This is a genomic window from Citrobacter amalonaticus (genome assembly GCF_018252635.1).
Lineage (GTDB): Bacteria > Pseudomonadota > Gammaproteobacteria > Enterobacterales > Enterobacteriaceae > Citrobacter_A > Citrobacter_A amalonaticus_E.
Genome location: NZ_JAGTXM010000001.1, coordinates 688,782 through 713,131, shown reverse-complemented (window position 1 = coordinate 713,131; position 24,350 = coordinate 688,782). Strand labels below are relative to the sequence as shown.

General features: G+C 50.9%; 25 protein-coding genes. 13 read left to right on the top strand and 12 right to left on the bottom strand.

From position 1 onward, the window contains the following. Positions 1-577 precede the first annotated feature (577 nt). Both KE671_RS03315 and KE671_RS03310 read left to right on the top strand, forming a co-directional pair. Positions 578-1,279: a helix-turn-helix transcriptional regulator gene (locus tag KE671_RS03315; protein WP_206161915.1), complete on the top strand. Its 702-nt coding sequence runs from the start codon at positions 578-580 to the stop codon at positions 1,277-1,279. 20 nt (positions 1,280-1,299) lie between these two features. After that, the gene (locus KE671_RS03310) at positions 1,300-1,611 is read left to right on the top strand and encodes a hypothetical protein (RefSeq protein WP_206161695.1); all 312 of its coding nucleotides are present in this window, start codon (positions 1,300-1,302) and stop codon (positions 1,609-1,611) included. Positions 1,612-1,638: 27 nt separating this feature from the next. On the opposite strand, the gene rcnR is transcribed toward KE671_RS03310, so the two are convergent. Beyond that, on the bottom strand, positions 1,639-1,911 hold the full coding sequence (gene rcnR / locus KE671_RS03305) for a Ni(II)/Co(II)-binding transcriptional repressor RcnR (protein WP_042999451.1): 273 nt from the start codon (positions 1,909-1,911) through the stop codon (positions 1,639-1,641). A gap of 120 nt (positions 1,912-2,031) precedes the next feature. Between rcnR and KE671_RS03300 the strand changes: the two genes are divergently transcribed. The 6 genes from KE671_RS03300 to KE671_RS03275 all read left to right on the top strand — a co-directional run bounded on the left by KE671_RS03300 (position 2,032) and on the right by KE671_RS03275 (position 9,649). Continuing rightward, complete coding sequence (locus tag KE671_RS03300) at positions 2,032-2,898, top strand: nickel/cobalt efflux protein RcnA (RefSeq protein ID WP_206161694.1); 867 nt, start codon at positions 2,032-2,034, stop codon at positions 2,896-2,898. An 838-nt stretch (positions 2,899-3,736) separates the two neighbouring features. Next, entirely contained in the window at positions 3,737-4,270 is a 534-nt protein-coding gene (locus KE671_RS03295) for a fimbrial protein (protein ID WP_206161693.1), read from the top strand. A 52-nt stretch (positions 4,271-4,322) separates the two neighbouring features. Then, a complete protein-coding gene (locus KE671_RS03290; protein WP_241029728.1) occupies positions 4,323-5,075 on the top strand; it encodes a fimbria/pilus periplasmic chaperone in 753 nt (250 codons plus the stop codon). After that, positions 5,056-7,611, top strand: coding sequence for a fimbrial outer membrane usher protein (locus KE671_RS03285; protein ID WP_206161692.1), 2,556 nt, complete (start codon positions 5,056-5,058; stop codon positions 7,609-7,611). The genes KE671_RS03290 and KE671_RS03285 overlap by 20 nt, the downstream gene beginning before the upstream one ends. A 6-nt stretch (positions 7,612-7,617) precedes the next feature. Beyond that, on the top strand, positions 7,618-8,958 hold the full coding sequence (gene stbD / locus KE671_RS03280) for a fimbrial usher protein StbD (protein ID WP_206161691.1): 1,341 nt from the start codon (positions 7,618-7,620) through the stop codon (positions 8,956-8,958). Continuing rightward, a complete protein-coding gene (locus KE671_RS03275; protein ID WP_206161690.1) occupies positions 8,924-9,649 on the top strand; it encodes a fimbria/pilus periplasmic chaperone in 726 nt (241 codons plus the stop codon). The genes stbD and KE671_RS03275 overlap by 35 nt, the downstream gene beginning before the upstream one ends. 20 nt (positions 9,650-9,669) lie before the next feature. Here the strand turns inward: KE671_RS03275 and KE671_RS03270 are convergent, their stop codons facing one another. From KE671_RS03270 to KE671_RS03245, 6 genes are all read right to left on the bottom strand, one after another. Then, the gene (locus KE671_RS03270; RefSeq protein WP_206161689.1) at positions 9,670-11,052 is read right to left on the bottom strand and encodes an amidohydrolase family protein; all 1,383 of its coding nucleotides are present in this window, start codon (positions 11,050-11,052) and stop codon (positions 9,670-9,672) included. Between the two features lie 12 nt (positions 11,053-11,064). After that, positions 11,065-12,015, bottom strand: a complete 951-nt coding sequence (locus tag KE671_RS03265) for a carbamate kinase family protein (RefSeq protein ID WP_206161688.1) — start codon at positions 12,013-12,015, stop codon at positions 11,065-11,067. Between the two features lie 87 nt (positions 12,016-12,102). After that, positions 12,103-13,521 carry a DUF1116 domain-containing protein gene (locus tag KE671_RS03260; protein ID WP_206161687.1) on the bottom strand — a complete coding sequence of 473 codons (1,419 nt, stop codon included), beginning with the start codon at positions 13,519-13,521 and terminating at the stop codon, positions 12,103-12,105. Beyond that, positions 13,521-15,068, bottom strand: coding sequence for an acyl-CoA synthetase FdrA (gene fdrA / locus KE671_RS03255; RefSeq protein WP_206161686.1), 1,548 nt, complete (start codon positions 15,066-15,068; stop codon positions 13,521-13,523). Before fdrA ends, KE671_RS03260 begins: the two co-directional genes overlap by 1 nt. Then, on the bottom strand, positions 15,046-15,921 hold the full coding sequence (locus KE671_RS03250) for a DUF2877 domain-containing protein (protein WP_206161685.1): 876 nt from the start codon (positions 15,919-15,921) through the stop codon (positions 15,046-15,048). Before KE671_RS03250 ends, fdrA begins: the two co-directional genes overlap by 23 nt. 39 nt (positions 15,922-15,960) lie before the next feature. After that, on the bottom strand, positions 15,961-16,566 hold the full coding sequence (locus KE671_RS03245; RefSeq protein WP_206161684.1) for an ankyrin repeat domain-containing protein: 606 nt from the start codon (positions 16,564-16,566) through the stop codon (positions 15,961-15,963). A 263-nt stretch (positions 16,567-16,829) separates the two neighbouring features. Between KE671_RS03245 and KE671_RS03240 the strand changes: the two genes are divergently transcribed. Both KE671_RS03240 and KE671_RS03235 read left to right on the top strand, forming a co-directional pair. Next, the gene (locus tag KE671_RS03240; RefSeq protein WP_206161683.1) at positions 16,830-17,324 is read left to right on the top strand and encodes a DUF1097 domain-containing protein; all 495 of its coding nucleotides are present in this window, start codon (positions 16,830-16,832) and stop codon (positions 17,322-17,324) included. A gap of 206 nt (positions 17,325-17,530) precedes the next feature. Further along, positions 17,531-18,463, top strand: coding sequence for a LysR substrate-binding domain-containing protein (locus tag KE671_RS03235; protein WP_206161682.1), 933 nt, complete (start codon positions 17,531-17,533; stop codon positions 18,461-18,463). A gap of 39 nt (positions 18,464-18,502) precedes the next feature. Here KE671_RS03235 and KE671_RS03230 read toward each other — a convergent pair whose 3' ends face one another. Both KE671_RS03230 and yjdI read right to left on the bottom strand, forming a co-directional pair. Beyond that, the gene (locus KE671_RS03230; protein WP_125369796.1) at positions 18,503-18,775 is read right to left on the bottom strand and encodes a GNAT family N-acetyltransferase; all 273 of its coding nucleotides are present in this window, start codon (positions 18,773-18,775) and stop codon (positions 18,503-18,505) included. A gap of 11 nt (positions 18,776-18,786) precedes the next feature. Beyond that, positions 18,787-19,017: a 4Fe-4S mono-cluster protein YjdI gene (gene yjdI / locus KE671_RS03225; RefSeq protein WP_206161681.1), complete on the bottom strand. Its 231-nt coding sequence runs from the start codon at positions 19,015-19,017 to the stop codon at positions 18,787-18,789. Between the two features lie 810 nt (positions 19,018-19,827). Here yjdI and KE671_RS03220 point away from each other — a divergent pair. Together KE671_RS03220 and KE671_RS03215 are read left to right on the top strand one after the other, a co-directional pair. Then, complete coding sequence (locus KE671_RS03220) at positions 19,828-20,676, top strand: winged helix-turn-helix domain-containing protein (RefSeq protein WP_206161680.1); 849 nt, start codon at positions 19,828-19,830, stop codon at positions 20,674-20,676. Beyond that, complete coding sequence (locus KE671_RS03215) at positions 20,669-21,151, top strand: hypothetical protein (RefSeq protein ID WP_206161679.1); 483 nt, start codon at positions 20,669-20,671, stop codon at positions 21,149-21,151. The genes KE671_RS03220 and KE671_RS03215 overlap by 8 nt, the downstream gene beginning before the upstream one ends. Positions 21,152-21,195: 44 nt before the next feature. Here KE671_RS03215 and KE671_RS03210 read toward each other — a convergent pair whose 3' ends face one another. Continuing rightward, positions 21,196-21,747: a hypothetical protein gene (locus KE671_RS03210; protein WP_206161678.1), complete on the bottom strand. Its 552-nt coding sequence runs from the start codon at positions 21,745-21,747 to the stop codon at positions 21,196-21,198. A gap of 278 nt (positions 21,748-22,025) precedes the next feature. Here KE671_RS03210 and KE671_RS03205 point away from each other — a divergent pair, with 278 nt between their 5' ends. Then, positions 22,026-22,649 (top strand): DNA-binding protein, encoded by a 624-nt coding sequence (locus tag KE671_RS03205; protein ID WP_206161677.1) that lies wholly within the window; start codon positions 22,026-22,028, stop codon positions 22,647-22,649. Here the strand turns inward: KE671_RS03205 and KE671_RS03200 are convergent. Together KE671_RS03200 and KE671_RS03195 are read right to left on the bottom strand one after the other, a co-directional pair. Beyond that, the gene (locus tag KE671_RS03200; protein ID WP_206161676.1) at positions 22,646-23,170 is read right to left on the bottom strand and encodes an HD family hydrolase; all 525 of its coding nucleotides are present in this window, start codon (positions 23,168-23,170) and stop codon (positions 22,646-22,648) included. The genes KE671_RS03205 and KE671_RS03200 overlap by 4 nt on opposite strands. A 256-nt stretch (positions 23,171-23,426) precedes the next feature. Beyond that, positions 23,427-24,002, bottom strand: coding sequence for a TIGR00730 family Rossman fold protein (locus KE671_RS03195; RefSeq protein WP_206161675.1), 576 nt, complete (start codon positions 24,000-24,002; stop codon positions 23,427-23,429). Positions 24,003-24,350 lie beyond the last annotated feature (348 nt).

Here is a 24,350-nt window from a genome sequence, read left to right as displayed (position 1 = left end):
TGAATGTTATGCTACAAAAATCTTATACGGAGATCACTAAATATATAATAGATATGTCAGTGCAATCATAAGCCAAAAATAAAAATTCTTATAAATCAATACACTTCCACCTGAAAAGGATCATGTATTCTTAATTAAGACCATTTTAGATGCTTTATCACTAAGCACCCATTATTATTGTTTCACGTTTAAAAAACGGACAAACAGATAAATAGCATTACTTAATAAAAGGCAGAACCCTTGTTACATTTCTTTCAGACAATTTAACATAAGATCAACTTTTTGCCATTAATGCGATTTAGCGATAAAACTTAAACATTTTTGCAATATAGATTTTCCTGGTGGTTGTTACAAAATTCCTGGAGACGTTTTTTCATGCTTCGCCAGTTGAGTAATGCCCCCGCCAGAAACCTGAATTGATACAGAGATAATCCCCCTAAAAAATCCGGGATTAAGAATAATAGCAATAAACATATTTTCGGATTTCCTCTCTATCAAAGTTGCATTTTGTAGAGTATTGACATGTTTTAAAACGGATGAAATTATGAAATCATCTACGGATAGGGAGGCTCTCAATATGGGGCTGGACGTTAAATTAAAGAATTTGACATGCAGCAGTTGTACCTTGCATTGTAAAATAATGCCCGAAAAATCACCCCGCTTACAGTATTGCGCCAATGCCTGTTTTTGCATGTGGCCAGAAGAAAGCATTTATTTTAATAAGGGGGTCATTGAAGGTATTTTAAATAACAATCACAACGCCAGACTTAGTGGTTATATTTTTGTGGATTTCTCTATCAGCTTTTTACGCCTGTTTTTGGACTCAGAGTGGATAGAATATCTCGCAAGCACCCGCATGGGCATTATTTTGATAAGCGATCGCAACATGCAGTCGCTCGCCAACTACTGGCGCAAAAAGCATCCTGCCATTTCCGCCATCATCTACCACGATGACGGACTGGATGTCGCCAATGAGAAGATCAGGCAGGTGTTTATCGGGCGGCATTTGTCGTTCATCAAAGGTAATACGTTGACGCAGATGGAATTCACCATTCTGGGCCATATGGTCGCAGGCAGTAATCCGCACCAGATCGCTCAGTTGTTGGAGATGGATATCCGCAGCATCTACGCCTACAAACAAAGAATTGAAAAAAGAATGGGTGGACGAATCAATTCATTGTTCATTCATTCGCATCCGGTCTCTGGCAATAAGTCATCTTACCCGTTGTTGCTCAAAGAGACGGATGGTACAGCAGTGCATTTGCAACGACGCAGATGAGTCCGACTACAGGGAACGAAATGGACAAGGATTATCAAGTGGGATATTACGAAGAAGAAACGCGCGCGCTGAGTTCGGTACTGTTATCGCTTTTTACGGCCCGTGCTGAGATTGCTTTCGGTGAGCTGGAGTGCTCTTTGCAAAAACTCGCCTTTCCACCTGCCGTACGCAGGTTGTGTGAAGAGGCATTGCAAAGTCAAAGTGAAGACGAAACGGATCGGACGAATGCCCGGGCAGTTTGCTGCCTGCTACATGCGCTTGAATCCATCAGTGGCTATAAACACGTTGAGCGCTATATTGCCCAGCGAAATCAGGCTGTCGTGTATTGCTAAGACACCGAGTCGGGACTCTGTTCCCGGCTATTTTATATAGGAATCCAGAACCTTCAGGACTACATCCAGATCCTCTTCCCGCTTTTCTTCGTCGCTCTGATGGACAATATGCTCGGTCAGATGCCCTTTAATTACTTCTCGCATTAAACCATTCACCGCCCCACGTATCGCGGCGATCTGCTGCAACACGGCTGCACACTCGTGAGGCTCATCGAGCATTTTCTTCAGTGCAACCACCTGCCCCTGAATTTTGCTGGTTCGGGCTTTTAGTTTCTGTTTATCCCGGATGGTATGTGACATCACTACACCTCATTAACATAAATCCTTTTGGATTATAGCATTACGTTTCTACTAGGGGGTAGTATTCGGTACTGGGGGGGAGTAGAATCAAATGAAGACTGGCAACTAAGAATCATTATCATGGGTGAATTTTCAACACTTCTTCAGCAAGGTAACGCGTGGTTTTTTATTCCCAGCGCAATTCTTCTCGGCGTGCTTCATGGACTGGAACCCGGGCATTCGAAAACGATGATGGCGGCATTTATCATCGCCATTAAAGGGACGATCAAGCAGGCGGTGATGCTGGGACTGGCGGCAACGCTCTCCCATACCGCCGTGGTCTGGCTAATCGCCCTCGGCGGTATGTATATCAGTCGGGCATTTACCGCAGAGTCCGTGGAGCCCTGGCTGCAACTGATTTCCGCCTTCATTATTCTGGGTACCGCAACCTGGATGTTCTGGCGAACATGGCAGGGTGAGCGAAACTGGCTCGCTGATATGCAGCATGATGCTCACGGTCACCACCACGATCATCATGAACACCACGATCATACACCGCACGATCGCGAGCATCATCACGACCATAGCGTCCTGGCGGGACTCACGGAAGGATCAAAAGCCTGGCAAGACGCACACGAACGTGCGCATGCCAGCGATATTCAACGTCGGTTTCACGGCAAAGAGGTCACTAACGGACAAATCCTGCTGTTCGGACTGACTGGCGGACTGATCCCTTGTCCAGCGGCAATTACCGTGCTGCTGATTTGTATCCAATTGAAGGCCTTTACGCTCGGCGCAACGATGGTGCTCTGCTTTAGCCTGGGTCTGGCGATTACACTGGTAACCGTCGGCGTGGGCGCGGCTGTCAGCGTCCATCAGGTCGCTAAACGCTGGAGTGGATTCAACGCGCTGGCAAGAAAAGCGCCCTATTTTTCCAGCCTGTTGATTGGTCTGGTCGGTCTGTATATGGGCATTCATGGCTACATGGGGATTGTTCACGCCTCCTGAAAACGTTCTTCTGACGCACAGCGCCTGTCGCTGTGCTCACGCATCTTTCCAGAAAATCCCCCCACTTCGCAGTAAAGGTGACTATTGGCTCACTCAACACAGCCTGCTGCCGCTGCAAAATACGTTGCATTTGCACAAAAATCGATTCCCCATCACTGTTTCATAACAAGTCTGCCCCATAGATTGCGACGTGAATGATAAAAGCGACTCAATATCAATTACAGGATATGCTTTTTTTTTCTGTTTTTTGATGTCGAACAATCCGCGATTACTGGAAACCATTCCATTTGATTTCCAAAAGAAGAGCAGTAATCACATAAAATTCTTAACCCGGCATGTCATTTGAAAAATGGTTAGCACGATTAACTATTCATTTTTCCTTATGCATAAAATGTGAATTATCCTAACATGACACATTAATAATGTGGTGATACGCTTTGCGCTCAACTAAATACTTCAATATTAATCATCTAATAATCTAAAACTCCTAATAAAGTTAATGCCGATCTATTTCCAGTTTTTAATAGTCCCAACCTATCACTAACATTCTATCTGTTCGTTTTAAACGATTTTCCTCTCCAGGAATATTCCGGATAATATCCGCAAAGACAAATAAACTTATTCGTACGGGTAAAGTTAAGCTCACTGCGAAAATACCATCATTGCCGTTATAATATTTCTGACGCAGTAAACCTCTCACCCTTTAAGAAAATTACCAATAATTTTATTTTGTCCTTATTCCCGCTCAGAGCCATCACGTTAAATGTCCCTGCGCATGGAAGAACCCTGTTTTACAGGGGAAATCAACACGACTGAAAAAATAAATGGAGTTTGAATTATGACCTTAAATCGTGCCTTTCTTTCGGCGCTGATGGCTTCTGTGCTTTTTTCCTCAAACGCACTAGCCTCTGACAATACCATTACGTTTATGGGTGAAGTGAGTGACGAAACCTGTTCTATATCGGTAAATGGCTCGAATGCTTCTCCGGTGGTATTGCTGCCGACCGTAACGGCTACCGAACTGAATGCTAATCAGGTGGCTGGCGCGACGACTTTTGATGTCGGTGTGAGCAACTGTACCGGCTCGCCAGCGGGCGTGCAGATCTCAACAGTCTTCGTTGGCAACAATATCAGTTCTGCCACCGGAAACCTGGGCAGCACCGGTTCTGCAACGGATGTGGAGATCCAAATTCTCGACACCAGCGGCAACGAAATTGATTTCCGCAGCGCTTTTACCGGCACCGGCGACCTCTCTCTCGCCGCTAACCAGACCTCAGCAAGCGCGACCTATAAAGCCCAGTATTACAGCGGTGGTGCCGCCACCACGGGTACGGTGCTGGCCTCACTGCAATACGCTGTTTCTTATCAGTAAAAGTTGTTCTGGCGGGAATGTACTCCCGCCATCTATATTCAGGGAAAATACCATGCGAATCTCTCCTCGTCATCGCACGTTTATTTCAGGCTGCCTGTATCTTTTTTTAGCCACGTGCTGTAGCCACGTCAATGCCAGTATTACGATGACAGGAACGCGCATCATTTATAATGGCGCGGCGAAATCGACTGATGTGCATCTGAAAAATAAAGATGCTATTCCTTATGTTGTCCAGAGCTGGTTCGATAACGGTAATATGGCCGATGGCCCGGAAAAATCTGCGCAAGTTCCGTTTATTGCCACACCGCCGGCATTTCGTATTCAGTCTGGCGAAGGACAAATCATTCGTATTGTTTACACTCAGGGAAAAGAATTACCGCAGGACCGGGAGTCGCTGGTCTATTTTAATTTCATGCAGATCCCCCCGACCAATGCCGGGCAGTCAGCAAGCCAAACCGAAAAACAAAACAGTCTGCTGATTATGTTACGCAATCGGGTTAAACTTTTTTATCGCCCGGCGGGGTTGGTTGGCGATCCGCAAAAAATGCTGGAAAATTTACAGGTCAAACGGATTAGCGGAAATAAAGAACTAACAATAAGTATTAAAAACAATCAGCCATATTTCGTCACGGTCGCGGCCCTGCGACCCGACGGTTCATCGCACATCCAGCACCCCAAAAATGACATGATTTCGCCTTTTGCCAGCGAAACGTTTCACTTTCCGCGAACCGCTGACGCGCAGCGCGTACGCATAACCTTGATCAACGATCAGGGAGCACGCATCAGTGCCGACTATCCTCTGTAAACCCGTCGTCGCACCTCTGGTCGGCCTGGCGTTCATCCCCGTGGCGGCGTGTGCGGAGTATTACTTTGACCCGGCGCTTTTGCAGGGTTCTGATTTTGGTAAGTCACTGGATCTCGATCGCTTTAATCAGCGGGATGATGCGCTTTCAACGGGCGACTATATGCTCGACGTCTATCTCAACAACCAGTTGATTCGCCATCAGGCGTCTGTCACGCTGGTCAAACCGGAAGGCGATAATGCGCGGATTCAGCCCTGTCTGACACCGGAACTGATTACCGCCAGCGCCATTCGTACCCGGCAAAATCCCTCTCCCAAGGCCTGTCTGCCAATCGATAGCCTGGGACAGAAAATCAATTGGGAAGTGGATTTAAGCGCGTTACGCCTGAATCTGGTGGTTCCTCAGGCCGAACTCTTGCACTCGCCAAGAGGCTTCATTCCGGTATCCGAATGGGATGCCGGGGAAACCGCACTGTTTCTGCGCCACAATACCAACTTTTACCACACCGAAAATACGGACAGCCATCTGCGCTATGACTATCTGTGGAGCAACGTTAACGGCGGACTCAATCTTGGCCTGTGGCAGGTTCGCCATCAGGGCAACCTGCGCTACGCCGATGACAATCAGACGGGGGGACACTATAAATACAATGCGGTAGCCACCTCGGTACAGCGGCCGTTGCCGCAACTGGATAGCATCATTGCCTTCGGTGACAACTACACCAACAGCAGTCTGTTTGGCAATCTGTCATTCAATGGCGTCAAGCTCAGCACTGACCAACGCATGTGGCCACAGGGCAAACGAGGTTATGCCCCAGAAGTGCGCGGTGTTGCCACCACAACGGCCCATGTTGTTGTGCGCCAGCAGGGAAAAGTCATTTACGAAACGACCGTTGCGCCCGGCGCCTTTGTCATTAACGATCTGTATAACACCCGCGGTCAGGGCGATCTGACTGTGGATGTCGTTGAAGCAAACGGACAGGTTTCGCGCTTCACCGTCCCCTATTCCGCCGTACCGGACTCGATTCGTCCCGGTAACTGGAATTACGAACTGGCGATGGGCTACGTTCGTCAATATTACAGCGTGGAGAATAAATTTGTTGAAGGCGTGTTGCAGCGTGGGATGAGCAACGCACTGACGGCCAACATGGGTTCGCGACTGGCGGATAACTATCAGGCTTTCCTCGCAGGCGGCGTGTTGGCAACCTCCGTCGGGGCATTCGGTTTGAACACGGTCTTTTCCAGCGCTCGTGTGGAAAATAACGAAAAACAACAAGGCTGGCGCGTCGAAGCAAGCTACAGTAAAACCTTCACCACCGGAACCAACCTGGTCCTCGCGGCCTATCGCTATTCCACCAGCGGCTATCGTGATTTGCAGGACGTACTCGGCGTACGTCGCCAGGAGAAAAACGGCACGATCTATTACTCTGACACCCTCAATCAGCGGAACAACTTCTCGGCAACCCTCAGCCAGCCGATGGGCGACTGGGGCATGCTGAGCTTTACCGGCAGCACCTCGGATTACTATAACAACGCCTCGCGTATCACCCAGTTGCAGCTCGGTTATAGCAATAGCTGGCGTGATATCAACTTCAATATCAGCGCCGCGCGCCAGCGGAGTACCTATTCCAACCGCTACTTCAGCAGCGTTAACGATCGTGATTTTAATAACGAGAACCAGCGAAAATACACGGAAAACACCGTGTCGCTGGGGATCTCAATTCCGTTCGACTTTGGCTCCAGTCGCTCGCAAATCAACATGGACATGAACCGCAGCCGCGACAGTCGGACGGCAACGGTCGGGATGAGCGGGACGACAGGTGAAAAAAGTACCACGTCGTGGGCGCTCTACAGCGGCATCGAACACAATAACGACAGCGGCGACAGCACAACCTGGGGCGGTAATCTTGAACACCGCACCTCTGTAGGCGCCTTCCGCGCCTGGGCCTCCCGGGGCGAAAGCTATCAGCAGTATGGGCTGGGGATGTCCGGTACGCTGGTCGCCCATCGCGGTGGGATGACTGCCGGCCCGTATACCAGCGACACCTTCGCACTGGTGGAAGCCCCCGGTGCACGCGGTGCCGAGATTCGTAACGGTCAGGGCGCGACGGTGGACCGTTTCGGCTATGCGATCCTCCCGTCGTTAACGCCCTATCGTTATAACACCATTAGCCTCGACAGCCAGAATATGGCCGATGACGTCGAACTTCAGGGCGGCAGCAAGCGGCTGGTCCCCTATGCCGGCGCAATTTCCCGCGTAACGTTCAAGACCACGCACGGTAAAGCAACATTGATCAACACCACCCTGCCTGACGGCAGTCAGCCACCGATGGGCGCGGACGTCATGGACAGCGATGGCGAAGCCGTGGGCATCATGGGCCAGGGCGGGCAAATCTACGCCCGAATCGCCGCACAGTCCGGGGTGCTGTTCGTTAAGTGGGGTAAGAACGCCGCCCGACAATGCCAGATCTGGTATCAATTACCAACGACGCGCGACACGCCGCTGTATCAACTTACGCTACCTTGCCGCCAGGAGTGATGGCTTATGAAATTATCCTCTTTTCTTCCGCTGCTGTTGGTCGGTGTCGTACTGACACAGCCGGCATGGTCTGCCTGTAAAAGGGTAACCTCTGCCAACGATCTGTCTCAGGCGGCGAAAGATGCTGGCTACATCGGCGCCAGTTGGGGTGGGGTTGGCGATAGCGAAGTGAGGGGCAAGCTGGGATTACCCGGCGCCATTACTTTAAGCAGCGGCACGGGTTTTCAAAGCGAAGGCACGCTGCTCGCCAGCTCAACGGCCAGTTTTGTCCCTAACGGCCGCACCCAGGGCGTCAACGCCAATCAGATCTATTTCCGCTGTGACGTCGCTGAAATCGGCAAGGTGTATGAGTATTACGCCACCAACGGTGATGATGCCTGGGGCGGCAGAGAAGCGGTTGCAGGGATTGAAGGCGCTTACTACACCTACGTCAAAAACGTGGCGCTCAGACTGACCAACCTGAAAACCGGGCAATACTATTCACGCTACTGGCAAACACGCCTCATCCCTGAAAGCGAGATGTTCAATGATGGAACCTACATTTACATCCCGGGCAGCGCCTTCAGCGACATTTTCATTGAGCTTTTTCGCGTTGATGACGCATCGAAAGGGGTGAGTAGTTCAAATCGCTATGGTTATGCCTACGCGGGGCCAGCGGGTTATATCGCCTTTCACGGCGGAGGGATGAGCTCCGGACTGTTTGACGGCGCTGACAGCAGAACCCACTACGACGGCTGGGGTGCCATGCAGTGGCCCGGCGGCTGGGCACTCACCAACCAGACCTACTTTGTGCGCGGCGCGGCCTGTCGGATCGACGACTATCCTGCCATCGTCCGCCTGCCGCCGATTAGCGTCGGTGAACTGAGCGGTGGCGGTACGGCGCGGACGCCCTTTAACATTACCGTCGAATGCGAAACCGGCGCGATTTCCAGCACTGCGGTCTCAACAACCAGCAAAGCGAACGTCGCGATGGGTTTTCTGGTGAATAACCAGACGGCGGCGAATGCGGCGAACCAGTTAGGGCTCAAAACCGGGTCAGGGGCCTGGACCTGGCTACTCGATAATCATTATGGTGCCAGCGGCGTGGCGTCCGGTGTGGGCATTCGCATCTACAGCGAGAAACTGGGCGGTAGCGCCATCAACCTTCTGCCAAACCTGACGTCAACCGCCACAGGCAACGCCGGAGGATGGTACGGTTATGCCGATTTAACCAGTAAAACCTCAACAAGCGGGTCGACCGAATTTTACAACGGTGAATTCACCGCTTCGCTGGAAGCCATTCCCGGCGAAGCCATTACAGCAGGATCGGTTTATGCACAACTTCAGGTGGTGGTTAGCTTTCAGTAGCGCGGTGCTGCTGAAGGCTCTGCCGTTCTCCGCTCACGCGGTGGTAAATAGCGAAGTGACCCGGGTAATTTTTAATGCCGGTGACAAAAGCGCTTCGCTGGCGCTGATCAACTCTCCGCAACAGCCAGCCCTGGTTCAGATCTGGACCGATACAGGCAACCCCGCAAGCCAGCCCAACGAGGAGACGACGCCCGTCATCGCGCTGCCGCCGGTATTTAAAATGCAGCCCGGCGAGCTGCGCAGCATTACGCTGCAACTGACCGACACCTCAGCTTTACCGCGCGATCGCGAAGCGCTGTACTGGCTGAACGTGTATCAGATCCCCCCCATGACGCAGACCGATGCGCAGGTGACACAGAAAGTGGTACTGCCGTTACGCATCCGCATGAAGCTGTTCATTCGTCCGAAGGGTGTCGGTGCGCTTAAGGAAAGCGATGCAGAGAAGCTACGCGTATCGTATGTCGAACCGCAAAAGCAGTTACAGATAACCAACCCCACCCCGTGGCATATCACGCTGGCCGGGATACGCTGTGAGTCCGGCAGTGCAAGCGGCGTCATGGTTGCGCCGCTTGCCTCCGTGTCGGTCCCGCTCCAGGGACGTGGAGCATCGTGTTCATCGGTTCACTATGAAGCGATCAACGATCACGGCACCCTCTGGCAATATGAAAAAGCCGTATTACGTCTGCCGTAGCGTAGGCCAGCAGACCGCGTTCAGGATGAAACGCGTCCCCACACCAGTTGCCCCTTATGGAACGTGGCGGATCGTGGTGAAATACGTGCGACCGCCTCAGCAGAACAACTGGCGTCCACCAACACAAAGCTGGCGTCATCCTGCGCTTTCGGCCAGACACGCTCTCCTTTCTCGTTCAGCGGCAGCACATTACCTGTCGCGAGGAACAGCGCGCGGGAAAGGCTTTGTTCATTAGGACGGATATAGAGTTGCGCATAAAGGTTCGCCTTCTCCAGCATGTCGCCCAGACCGTAAGGCGACCAGTGGTCGATCACGCTGTCGGTACCGGTTATCACCGTTACGCCTTTATCGCGTAACTGTTTTAGCGGCATATGTAAGGTGCCAATCGGAACCGTCGACGCAATGGTCACCTGCTGCGCAGCCATACGGGCGGCGATCTCATCTACCTGCTGTTCGTTCATTGTCGCCAGCGCGAAGGCATGGCTGATGGTCAGCTTGCCCTTCAGTTGCGGCGTTTTCTCAACCGTTTCAACCATATACTTCACCGCTGCCACGCCCGCCGGACTGGTTTCGTGCAGGTGAATATCCACGCCTTTGTCATAATCAAGGGCAATCTGGAACATGGTGTCGAGAGATTTTTCCATCGCGCCGTCAACGTTTGTCGGATCCAGCCCGCCGACATAGTGCGCGCCAGCCTGCATCGCTTCACGCATCAGCGGTTCCGCTTTCGACAGCAGCAGACCGTGCTGCGGAAACGCCACGATTTCACAGTCGAAGCCCGCTTTACGCCGTGCCAGCACCGCCTGGAGATTCTCCAGGTTTTTCAAACCGGACACCGGTTCAATATTACAGTGGCTGCGCGCTATGGTGGTCCCTTTCGACTGCAGAAGGTCGATCAGTTTTTCGGCATGGTCCTGAGTGTAAGGTTGCAGTTCTGGCAACAGCTTTTGCTCAAGTGTGATCATGTCCTGGATGGTGGTGCCTGCCGGACGATTCAGCGAACGCCACGGTCCGCCGTAGAACGTTTTGTCGAGGTGTATGTGCATGTCGCGCGTGGCTGGCAACATCAGCTTGCCGCCCGCATCGTAATGCGGCAGTGTGGCATCCGGGTGGCTTTTGTTATCACGTAACGCGACGATTTTGCCGTTCTGAATTTCTACGGTTTGCAGCGCTGTACGCGTGTGAACCGCCACCTGCCCCTCATAGTCAAAACCCGTCTCAAGCAGGACATTATCGAGGTAGTAATGGGTGTCGTTAATCTTCATGGTGCCCTTGACGTCACAGGTTGTTGTATCCGAGGTTGCCGCGTACGCAACGGGCGCACCAGCACTCAATAGGGCGGCGGCGGTAACCATCTTCCCGCTCTGACTCAGAAACTCACGTCGGCTTTTATTTTGCTTCATCGTTGCTTCCTGTTATGAATGGACGATATGGGTGCCCGTCTCGCCGCGAATCGCAGCAGGCAAGCACTCAGGCGTGGTGATGATGACGCGTTTACCGCCGTGCTGGAGAAACGCCAGGCTGGCGACAATTTTTGGCAGCATACTGCCCGGCGGGAAGTGGCCTTCCTGCATGTAACGGGTCATCGTGGGGATGTCGACCCAGTCCAGCGCCTGCTGTTCCGGTTTGCCAAAGTGAATGCACACCTTTTCCACGCCGGTAGTGATCACCAGAATGTCCGCCTGGATCTCTCGCGCCAGCAGCGCGGTAGAGAGATCTTTATCGATAACCGCATCGACGCTCTGATAATCGCCCTGCTCACCGCGCACCACCGGGATCCCGCCACCACCCGCACCGATAACCACAAAGCCTTTCTGGGTCAATGCTTTAATGGCCTGGGCTTCAACAATGCGCTTCGGTTCAGGTGACGCGACAACCCGACGGTAGCCACGTCCGGAATCTTCCACAAATTGCCAGCCGGGGTTGGCCCGCTGTAATTCATCACGCTGGGCTTCGCTAAAGAACGCGCCGATAGGTTTGGTGGGATGCGTAAATCCGGGATCGTTCTTATCCACCTCAACCTGAGTGACAACAGTGACGGCTTTCTGCTCGCCACGTTTCGCCAGTCGGTTATTCAACGCCTGCTGGATCAGATAGCCAATCCCACCCTGAGTATCAGCGACACAGTTTGCCAGCGGCGTCAACGGCAGCCCTTCGCGCTCATGGGCTATCTCCGCACGACGCAAATCCAGCCCAACCTGCGGGCCGTTGCCGTGGGTCAGCACAATATTGTAGTCCGACGCCAGCATCTCCAGTACGGTATCGGCGACGGCTTTCACCGCCTCGGCCTGATGTTCAACCGACTGGCTGGCGTTATCTTTGATAATGCTGTTGCCACCAATGGCAACGACCACAAGTTCTTTCATCGTGTTGGTTTCCGGTACAGAATGTGATGTGGTTATGGTGTGTTTTGAGAAAGCCCCCCGGCTCAGGAAGCGCCGGGGAGTGAGCGGTTACGCGCCATAGCGTTCACACCAGCTCAGGATCGCTTTTTCGAAGCAGGCAAACGGCGGGTGGACAATCCCTGCGCCAATCATGCCGATCCCTGCATCTTTATGCGCAATCGCGGTATTGATCACCGGTAGAATGCCGCTGCTGCCGACGCGAGTGATGTCAATCGCCGTCGGTATGCCCATAAAGCCCAGCAGCGGAATGGTCACATTCGGGTTTTCGCCCAGTGTGATTTCACGCATCTGACGGGAAAAATCGATCGCCTCTTCCACCGTTCCGCCAACCAGCGCCACGATGGCCGGTGCCGTGGCCATCGCAAACCCGCCGATGCCGTAGGTTTCGGTAATCGCACTGTCGCCGATATCCAGACCGGAGTCTTCCGGTTTGTACCCGGCGAACATCGGGCCAATCACCTGCTGTGCCGGACCGGTAAACCACTGCCCCGGCAGGCCGCTGACCCGCAGACCAAACTCCACGCCGTTACGCGCCATTGTGGTCACCACGGTGCTGTATTCGATGCCATGCGCCGCGTCCATCGCCGCCTTACACAGCGCCATCCACGTCGGGCCGGAGAAGTAGTCGCTGCTGGCGACAAAGTCGAACACTTCACGCTGTTGTTCAACCGGGTAACCGGCCTGTATGATCCCCGGCGTCAGCGCCTGAATCAGCAACGTGGTGCCGGCGTTGTTGCGGTTGTGGCACTCATCGCCCATATGCAGCGCCTGGGCCAGCATGAGACGCAGGTCAATTTCACCGATAATCTTCATCGCATCGCGCAGCATAGGGCCCTGCACGTCACGCATCCAGTTCAGCCGGTCGATCACGCTCTGGTCGTTAGCGCCCATGCGTAGGATCTTCGCCATCTGCTCGCTCATGTTGGTGTAAGCGACGTTGCCGTAGGTTTTGTTTTCGACGATGTGCATAAACATCGATGCAGACGTTACCCCAGCCATCGAACCGACGCAGTCATGCTCGTGGCACGGCGAGAAGGTGATTTCACCGGAGGCTGCCAGTTCAGCCGCCTCATCGATATCTTTTGCCAGGCCTTCAAACACCAGCGCCCCGGTAACCGCGCCTTTCATCGCGCCGCACATTTTTTCCCAACTGACCGGCGGGCCGGCGTGGAGAATGGTTTTCGGCGTCATGCCCGGCACGACATTGATCGCCTGATCAAAACCAATCAACACGGGATGCGACTGGATAATCCGCTCCAGCGCCTGCTGGTTCGCGGCGGCGATTTTCTCCGCCAGCGGCGAATCGGCAATGCTATCCAGCGCATTCACTACCTGCATGTTGCCCTGGCCCGGCGGTGTCCAGTCGAGTTGTGTCACCTCGACATGCTGTTTTTTCAGATCGTCGCTAAACATCGCGATACCCACGTTGATGACGTTCAGCGGTTGGGTAAACAGTGACTGGTTCATCAGGCTTCCTCCCCTTTGCAGATAAATTCACGGGCCAACAGACCGGTGTTGGTGCTGCTGCTTGCCAGGATCACGCCCGCCTCGCTCAGCATCTGGCTCTGTTTTTCCAGCGACGGTGTATCGAGATCGGTGCCTAACACATAAGCGAGGATCACGAGTTCACGGCCATCAGCGGCGGCGATCGCTTTCGCCTCTTTGATCGCCTCGAGAGTCGAACCCACAGGATCCTCGTGCGAGCCAAAGCCGAGCACGAAATCCATCACGATCACGCCCACTTCGGGATCGTTGGCCTCCTGTAACAGCCGGCTGATGCGGTTGGTCGGGTCGATCATGGGGTGCGGCTTACCGTTGGTGAAGTCGTCATCGCCAAAGTCGAGGAAGGTGTGCTTCACGCTGCGATTCAGATCTGCCAGGCGGAAGGCCGGATCGGGATGAATATTGCTATAGACGTCGCCGTGTTTCTCCATCACCGCAAACAGGGTTTCATCACACAGCGTACCGCCACAGAACAGACCGCGGATGTACTTTTGCTGCGGGGTCAGACGCGCGCGAACCTCGGCGATTAGCGTCTCGTTCAGCGGATGCAGGTTTAGCGATGCGCTCTTCACGCCGCTCAACAACACCGCTTTCAGCGCAGCCTCTTTCGTCCCGCGAGCATACTGCAGCCCCTGCTCATCAGCAGGCGGTTGTGCACGGCCCAGGAAACAGGCAATGACGGGCTTACGACAAGCTCGCGCACGCTCCAGTACCTTACGTGCCACGGCCGGGGCCGGTGGTTTTGAGATCAGAGCGATGATTTCCGTTTCCGGATCGTCTTCCAGCATCGCGATAGCGTCCAGCATCATCAGGCCGCCGATTTTCTCACTCAGATCGCGCCCCCCGGTGCCAATCAGTTGCGATACCCCACCGCCAAATTCATGAATGCGTACGCTCAGCTCCTGACTACCGGTACCCGACGCGCCCACAATGCCGATATTGCCGCGGCGGACCGCGTTACCGAAGCACAGTGCTGCGCCGTTGATAATAGCGGTGCCACAGTCCGGCCCCATCAGCAGCAGCCCTTTTTCGTGCGCCAACTGTTTGAGCGACAGTTCGTCTTCAACAGAAACGTTGTCAGAAAACAGCATCACGTTCAGATTGTTTTGCAGCGCCTGACGCGCTTCACGGGCAGCAAACAGACCATTTACCGAAATCACCGCCAGGTTGCTGTCCGGAATATGCTTTTTCGCACTGGCCAGCGTGGCATAGCGCGCTTCGTGCGAGCCACTTTCCGCTTTTTTTATGAACAGTTCTTCAATGGCCATCAGCGTTTGATCATTGTCTGCGCCGTCTTTGCCGTTGATCACAATCATCAGGTCGCCGTTTTTCGCTTCAGCCAACTCCGGCGTCAACAACCCCAAATTTTTAAGCACTCCTTTATTCATCTCGGTCGCCATCGCGACAAATGCTTGATCCACGCCGTCGAGTTTATTCGCGCGAGTGGAAATAGACATAAGCGACACGGAATCAAAATAGGTATTCTGTTTAATGACTATCTTTACTGACATAATTCCCTCCATACAGTTGGCTCAACGCGCAGGCATCCGCCATGCCATACAGCATGTCGCAGCCGGAACTTGAGCCAATATTTTTAATATTGGCAATAGACTGGATAGAAAAATCATTGGGCTCATTAATCATGCGGCTAATAAACCCGGAAATATTTTCGCGATAACGCTGTTCAAATGCGGCCTTCAGCGTAATTGCGCTAAGCAGCGTAGTATTTTCCCTGCCCGATTTCAGTGCCGTACAAAATGCCTCCCTGTATTTTTCTGCCGGATGTCCCGTAATAAACAAAATAACACTCAGACCAACCAGATAATCGTCTGCCGAAGGCGTCAGGCCTATACCCAGGCCCATCATTCGGGTCACGGCGGGTACAATTTTCGCCCCTTGTTGCATTGCACTTAGTAATGTATTTCGTCGTTGCTGTAATTCGTGACATAGCGCCTGATAAAATGGATTATCTCCACGCCAGAGAAATAATGTCTCATTCTCCCGTAACTGTTGATGGATAAAGTCGCTCCACCGCAGCCAGGGAATTTCCCGGAATCTTTCGGGACTCAATTGCAGTTTCGGCGTATGCCAGCCATGACAGAACGTCGTGTCTATCCATTTATCATCACCAATCGTTATCCCTGAAGGATGAAACTGAACCAACTCACCGGGCCGGAACAAGCCGTCAAAGTGGGTGAGCGCTAACCGGGCACTATTGGGCGCGTTGTCATACTCTTCACACAACAGCGTCAGTAACTGGTGCTGTGCCGGGAGATAGAGATTGACCGCCCTGGAAAAAACCTGTTCGACCCGCCCAATGCCACGTTCGCAGAGAAAGTTCGCATCCGCAGTTAGCGCTTGCACACACCGCCGTTTTGGGGTGTTGATAGCGTACCTCCTTCGTCAGGCACCTGCGGCAATCAACAGTTGAGCGATGGCCTCAAAACCTTTTTCTCTTGCCAGTTCCAGCGGCGTTTTGCCGTACTTATCCGTCATATGCGGGCTGGCGCCATTTTCCAGTAATAAGGCAACAATCGCCTGCTGTGTTTCACCACCGTCATTTAGCACAATGGCTTCCAGCAGCGGCGTCCAGCCAACAAAGTTAGTGTGATTCACATTAATCGACGTCTGCGTTAATAACGTTTTGACGATATCAAGATGGCCTTTTTCACAAGCAGGCGTTAAACCCACACCGCCGAAACGCGTTAACCGATTGAGATCGGGATTGGCCGGTAGAATTAAACGCAACAGGGTAAGATCGTTATTCAGACAGCTTAGTAAAAAAGGATTTAAACAGGTCTGATCCTGTAGGTTAATATCCGCACCTGCGCTAATTAAGGCGGTAACACAGTCATATTTTTTATGCAAGCTAGCCAGAATAATAGCCGTCTGTCCCTGGCGATTACAGATATTTACATCTACACCCTGTTCCAGGCAGGAAAGTAATGTCTCCACATCCCCCAACTGCGCAGCCAAGAGGTAGTCTGTCATCAGACTGTTATTTGTCATGATCATTCCCCTGATTTTTGTGGCTGTATCTGATGAACTGAGAATAGCAACGAAATTTATAGAAAAGAACCCGCTTAAATTTTATTCGCCATAAGCGGATTAATTATTGAATGATTTTTAACAATCCACACAGACTGTGCAGTAGTGCACCCTTTATTTCTTTGCCGCTATTCCCCTTAACTCAATCAGGTTTTCTTTCTATATAGTTTTAGTTGCCGAACGAAACCACACGATCCAGACGTTTATAACGAGAGGAGATAAAGATGAACGGACTCACCGCAACAGGCATTACTGTCGGCATTTGCGCAGGTCTCTGGCAGATGGTGTCCTCGAGGGTTGGGCTGGCTCCAGGCTGGGAATTACTGGGAACCATCGGTTTTGTCGCGTTTTGCAGCTTCTATGCTGCCGGGGGGAGTAAAGCGGGATTCGTAAAGAGCCTGTTTGTTAACTATACCGGCGCCGTCTGGGCTTTTCTGGCGGCGCTGGCCTCAGGATGGCTTGCTACCGTGAGCGGGCTTTCTTCGTTCTGGGCAAGTGTAGTCATGACCGTACCGTTTTCCGCCGTCATCGTCTGGCAGGGGCGTTTCTGGTTAACCTCGTTTATTCCGGGTGGTTTCCTCGGCATGACGCTGTTTTTCGCCACCGGACTGAACTGGACGGTAACGTTACTCGGCTTCTTAGCCGGGAACTGCGTGGGCTTTATCTCGGAATACACAGGGCGAAAGCTGAGCGAAGCAACTTCGAAAGAGACCGCCTAGGCGTATACTGGCCGGATAAGCACTGCGCCACCTGGCGGGCTGTAACAAATTGCCGGATAGCGGTGTAAACACCTTAACCGGCCTACTGAGCCCAGCCAACGCGGTTTTTAAAAATCATTCAAAAGTGGTTGCTAATTAATAACCTCAACCCATAAATTCATCTCATTAAAGAGGTCCGATAAATAGCTGAAGCCAGGAGCCGGTGCATGAATTCAATTTTTACGGAGGAAAATCTGCAAGCCTTCACCACTGCCGCGCGTTTTGGCAGTTTCAGCAAGGCGGCGGAGGAACTGGGCCTGACGACCTCAGCCATCAGCTATACCATCAAAAGGATGGAGGCGGGTCTTGATGTGGTGTTGTTTACCCGCAATACCCGCAGTATTGAACTCACCGAGTCGGGGCGCTATTTTTTTCGCAAAGCTACTGATCTACTGAACGACTTTCACGCCATCAAGCGCAGCATTGATACTATCGCGCAGGGCATTGAGGCACGGGTACGTATTTGCATCAATCAGCTTTTGTATACGCCAAAACACACCGCGCGATTACTCCAGGTACTGAAGAAACAGTTTCCGACCTGTCAAATTACGGTCACAACCGAAGTGTATAACGGCGTCTGGGATTCCATCATCAACAACCAGGCCAATATCGCCATCGGTGCCCCCGATACGCTGCTGGACGGTGGCGGTATTGATTACACCGAAATTGGCGCCATTCGCTGGGCCTTTGCGATCGCACCGGATCACCCGTTGGCGTTCATGCCGGAGCCGATCGCCGAAAGTCAGTTGCGTCTCTATCCGAACATTATGGTGGAAGATACTGCGCATACCCTTAATAAAAAGGTGGGTTGGTTGCTTCATGGGCAGGAATCGATTCTCGTACCGGATTTTAATACCAAATGCCAGTGTCAGATCCTCGGCGAAGGAATTGGTTTTTTGCCGGACTATATGGTGCGTGAAGCGATGGAGGATTCACTGCTGGTCATACGACAGATCCATAACCCACGTCAGGATTCACGGATGCTGCTCGCCACCCAGCACTCCGCTACCGGTCAGGTGACCCAGTGGATCAAAAAGGAATTTGGACCGCAGGGAATATTAACAGCGATTTATCAGGATTTACTGCATCGGGAAGGATGAAATGAGCCGGACAGCGTAAGCACATTGTCCGGCCTATTCTCAGGCCCGAATATCGTCATACTCACGGGTTTTATCAAACTCGTGTTTGGCAAACGGACAAAGCGGGATCACTTTGCGATTCTCGCGGCGCATTTTTTCCACCACTTTCGCCACCAGCTGTTTTCCAACCCCTTGTCCCTTCAGGCTGGCATCGACATCAGTATGCTCGATAATACTTAAATGTTCACCGGTCGGAACAAAAACGATTTCAGCGACCTGATTCCCCTGCGCATCATTCACATAGAATTTATTATGACCTTCCAGAATTTCCATCCTTCCCTCGCTTATTTACGACGATATTGCAGCGCCCCACTTGGGCAGGTATCGATAACCTTGATCACCGTTGATACATCCACTTCATCAGGCATAATCCACGGCTTGCGCTTCAGATTAAAAAGTTTGGCGTTTCCACGCACACAATTTCCGGAGTGCTGGCAAATCGCCGTACTGAAGTAAACATCGATTTTCTCACCGGTATAAACGCGGTAACCCGCATCCTCAAGTTGCTTATCCATGACATTGCCTCTTTTTTTGTTCATCCCTTAAGCATAGCGCGTGGAGCACCGCCACCACTACTTTACTGTTAGATGAGTAAATACTCATCCTTTCACTGAATTTAAGGATAAAATACCAGACCCTGAGATATTTAAGACGTTATATTATGTATTTCATGACATTTAAGGTCATTCGCTCTAATTGACTATTTTCCATCAGCTCGGCATAATAAATCTTTGAAAAAAGCGATTACAAAACCGTTGTTCTCATTCAAAATAATATTCAAAAAGAGTCAGTTAAAAAAGAAAACGATCTGTTAACAAGTCTTAAATCAACCTGTTGAGACTGATTTCAATGCTTTCTTCTCCGCTCAGTTGAAAACCAGACAGTAGAAATGACGTATTTGCAGGCGAAAAGAGATCATTAACGCCTTTCAGGGACGTAATACCAGCAGGAGTCACTACCAATGAACATGACATCTATACTATATTTATCCCCTCCAACAGTCCGGTGCAGTCAATTTAATCTAAGTGGTTGAGTTTCTTGGCACTAAAACCGTCACATTCGTAATGCAGGTGTAATCTCGTCGGGTAAGCCTTTGAGACTATTAGATGATTACACCACCTGAGGATGCATAGCGGTAGAAACCACCGGTTTTGTTAAAAAAATGATTTATTGTCAACATACCTATGTGAAATTACAGAATAAAAACATTAGTTTCATAAAGCAGACGACTTACAGTGTTCGCATATAATCTATGTAACAATGTGTTCAGATTTTTCTACACTTAAGTCACTACTATTTATAACTTTCGTACACCGTGAACCTATATGTACTGGATTATTAACGATAATATTGAATTCAGACCTGATAGTAAAAAGTTAATTTCTGCCACTAATCCGGAAATTAACGTCGTGTTGACAACGCCTGCCAGCCGTTGTCTGCTTTTGCTGCTTGAAGCATCACCTGACGTGGTCACTCAACAGGAGTTCTTCAAAAAGGTGTGGGAAGATGAAGGAATGCTGGTTCCGGCAAACACCCTTTACCAGAATATTTCTATTATCCGTCGTGGCCTCCGCGCCGTCGGTGAGACCGACCGAATCCTTGTCGCCACGGTACCGCGCAAAGGGTTTCAAATCGATAAAAGCGTTAAAATCACCCGCGTAGCGGCCGTTCAGGTGGCAGAGGCTCCCCCGGATACGCTACAAGGTGAAGATGAACTGGATGTTGAGCAGCACATTGACGCCGAGTCGACGTTTGCACCTGAAGAAACGGCACCTCCTGCCCGTACGGAACCGGTCAGTAAGAGCCGCAAATTGCCGCTCTTTGTTGGCATCACCGCCATGGCAGCGGCATTTTTCATTGGTGCAGTTGGCATGAACTTCGTCTGGCACTTTAGTGATACGAAACCTTTCTTCGCTAACTACACTTTCGTCGAGCAGGACAAAGGTTGTCATTTCAACACCACTGATGACAGCCACGATAACAAAAACAGTTATGCGCGCTTTAAGGCGCTGATTCTGGGATCTGGTCTCGATTGCGAAAAATACCCCTGGGTGTACTTCCCGCTGTCAGAAACATCTCCCGGATTAGCGGTTCTTGTCTGTCGCAAGAATTACCTGAAATCAGCCGTTCCGGGTTGTATCACACTCTCTTTTCGCGGAGTAGGAAGTGAGTAAAAAAACAATCATGATGATGAGTGCGGTATTTTTATTCGCGGGTGTGCTCATCGGCGCGATATACAATGTTTTCATGTCTAAACATTACGACAAACAGGAATGTTCGATGTCGCTGGTGGTGTTTCATAAAAACGCACGCGCAAATATCACACTGAATTACATGTATTCCCTGAAGAACCAGAACGGCATCGTGGCCGTCAGTGGGACCTACATTGAAGACAACAAACTTAAAGGACGAATCAGACGAGATGTCGCCTATAACTGGACTGAAAACCAGGATTCGTATCACTTACACTCAACCAGAATCAACAAGTTTGAAATAATCGAAACGTTGCCGGATGATCTGTTAGCCGATATTCTGCCCGATTTTTACGTTTATCCCGATAAAGATGTGAGTTACTCCATTCTCAATCAGGGCGTCCACGGGTTCCTGTTTACCATCGGGAAACGTCCCCTGCTGTACTGCGCCCGCTAAACGGAATATCGCCGTCAGCTCTGGGCTTAACAGGGCTGACGTTTTTACAGAAACATCGCCTCTTCCAGCAAATTCTCTTTGATCAGCAGCAGATCGTGGACTCTGTTCCCCCCTAATTTCTTGCACGCGAGATTGCGATAGGTGTATACCCGTTTCGGAGGCAATGCCAATGATTTGGCAATCAGGTTAATATCCTTACCCTGTAACGACTCACAAATAATCATTTTCTCAACGCGATTGAGAACATGATTCCTGATAACCTGCCGCTTTTCCATGCTCGCCAGACGCGTAATCATCATCGTTAATGACAACAGAGACTGTCGGGCACTGACAATCATATCGGCATCAAATACCAGTGCACTGCGCTCAGAATTTAATATAATCAGCAATTTACATTTTTTGTTAAGTCTGGAGACTTCCCTGGCACAACATTTGTTGAACAGATTGAGATGTAAAATCACGGTATCATCAAAAGTGAGTTTTTCTACAGGCAAATGGTGCATGGTTTCTTTCACGATTTCCAGGTTGGCCTCTTTTGCCAACAAGACTATCCCGTCCTGCAAAAAGTTATTGTTGCTTATGATATATATCGTCATCGTTTTTACTTCCGTATTAATAATCCATTTTACTTGCCGTTTATTTCCGTTCTGCTATATCATCTGGCGCGGCATTAAAACTATATTAGGAAATAATTGAATACTTCAATTAAAAAGTCTTAACTGACATGATTTCCATAACCTATTGAAAATATAGATTTTAGTTTGAATTCTTAAACATTCTTAAATGCATGATAATTCGTCTCTCTCTGTATTCTGTCTCTTTCTCTGTGCTATGTTGTGCCACTAGCGAACAGGCAGATGGGTTGGAGGGAAAAATGACCAGGCGTATCGATTACCTGATTGAGAAATATCACTTCACTGAAATCAACGAGTCACCGCGTATTACCAGCCAATGGAAGGAGGTTCTGGCGGAGTGCCAACAAGAGAAAGCCGGCGTTGAAGAACGCCTGCGTATTGCGCTGCTTAATGTCGATTACGTGACCAGTTTCGAACTGCCTTTTCGCTTACTGCTCACCCGCACCCCGCAACTGATCGATAAACTGCGGAAAGAATTTTCCCTCACCCAGAAAAATGTCCTGATTAATGATAAACGCCGTGGGCAGGTTTACAGCATCAGTGCCGATCTCAGTCGTGTCCCCGATGCTTTTCGTTATCGCCTGTCATCACGTATCCGTCGTATGGATGAGGACACCATCACCACGGCCCCCTATCAGCAGGTTGCCAGTCAGACAAAACATCCCGAAGCGCGGCTTCGCCTGGCGCTGGAGAGCGGTTTGCAGGTTAACGCCCTGGATGGGCTGTTCTGGTTGGGGATCCAGCGTATTGCCGCCGATATTCAGCGACTCCGCGCGTCGGGGATGCCTGTTCAGGCCTCGGATGTCGAGGTGTTCGACTCACTGACCGGGACGTGCCGAACCGTAACGGCATACCATCTTTAACCGGCTGTCAGTTCCTGAAAGCGGGATAAAAACAGCGCACGCGCCTCTCGTGGCATCAGCGGGGTGATGGTCAACCGCGTCGTCGGCGAGATCCCTGCCAGCATCGGCCAGTCACTGCCGGGATCCAGATTGAGATCGCGCCGTTCGGTCGCCAGCATCATCAGGTCCACTTGCTTAATCACTTTACTCGGAGTGAGAGGAAGATTGAAACGCTGGCGAATGGCGTTATCCAGCCGTGCTTCAATCTCTTTGTACGCGGGAAGCAACCTTTTTAGCGGTGAAGGAAGATCCAGACAATAGGCTTCGGCGGCATCGTGCAGCAGCGCTTCAAGCGCGAACTCAGGTGGCGTTAACTGGCTGCACAGAACTCCGTGTTGGGCGACGCTGTAAAATTCAGGCACATGCCCGGCAAAGCGACAGAGGTGCGAAAGGGCGACAGCGATATCTTCAATCGCAATATGCTCCGGTCGAATATCGCTGTAATCAATGTGTTGCCCAGTAATAGTGGCGATAAATTTCATCCGCTCTCCTGCTTCCTTGCCTCTTCCCTACCACGATGGCGTCTGGATCTTCCTGAAGAAGCTACGTGTTTACATTCACTTTGTAAATGCTTTAAACGTTCAACGCACGCCTTGCCGACGCGTTACTTTTGCCGCTGTTCAGTTATATTCCAGCACAAAGGTGGCGGTGCCGTTTACCTGCCCCGCCGTAACCGTCAGCCCGCTCTGCACCCTCTGGTTGTCATCACCCAACTAAGCTTGCGCAAGGCGTTTTGCCTTATTTCTGACCTGCCATCCACTTGGAAGCTGGCGGTGTATACGCTGAAAAAAACGCCACAATTTCCGGCAGGGAATCAGAGAAGAGCAGCATATCTACGTAGCTTTGCTTCATAAAACCTTCATCGGCCATTTTCTGCACCATCTCCTGCAGCGGTTGATAAAAATTGTTGATGTTATAAAACGCGCAGGGCTTGTTATGGATACCTAATTGTCCCCACGTCCACTGCTCAAAAATCTCTTCCAGTGTGCCAGCGCCGCCGGGTAAGGCAATGAAAGCAGAAGATAATACCGCCATGCGGTCTTTACGCTGGTGCATATTCTCAACGACCTGTAAATCAGTCAGCCCGGTATGCGCAATTTCACGTTCAACCAAAGATACGGGAATCACTCCCGTCACATGCCCACCGTGTTGCAGGGCTGAATCCGCTACGGCCCCCATCAATCCGACCCTGCCCCCGCCATACACAATACCCAGTCCGGCCTGAGTCAGATAGGTTCCGGTTTCGCGCGCGGCCTGTAAGTAAACCGGAGAATGACCATCAGATGAACCGCAAAAAATACCAATAGACTTCATATAATTTCCTTTGGGAATCACTCAATCCATAAATCTTCATTCACTCAATATCGAAACAGCATAATTCAAAGGGGTTCAATAGACCATGTAAGCGTGAAGAAATGAAAGCGCTGACCACGAAAGCTCCAGGAATTACCAGAAATGCGATGTAACCCTCGCCGTATACCGATAGCAGAAAACATCAATGCCCCTTTAGAATGATACGAATAAATGCCCTTGCACGGACAAGAGTAGTTTCAGACGTTATTATTCCCCCGTTTGCATTTTATTGTCGCAAAACATTTCATCACTTAACGACACGCTAATTTTAACCACACTTCCTCATTCGCCAAATATACCCATAGGAGT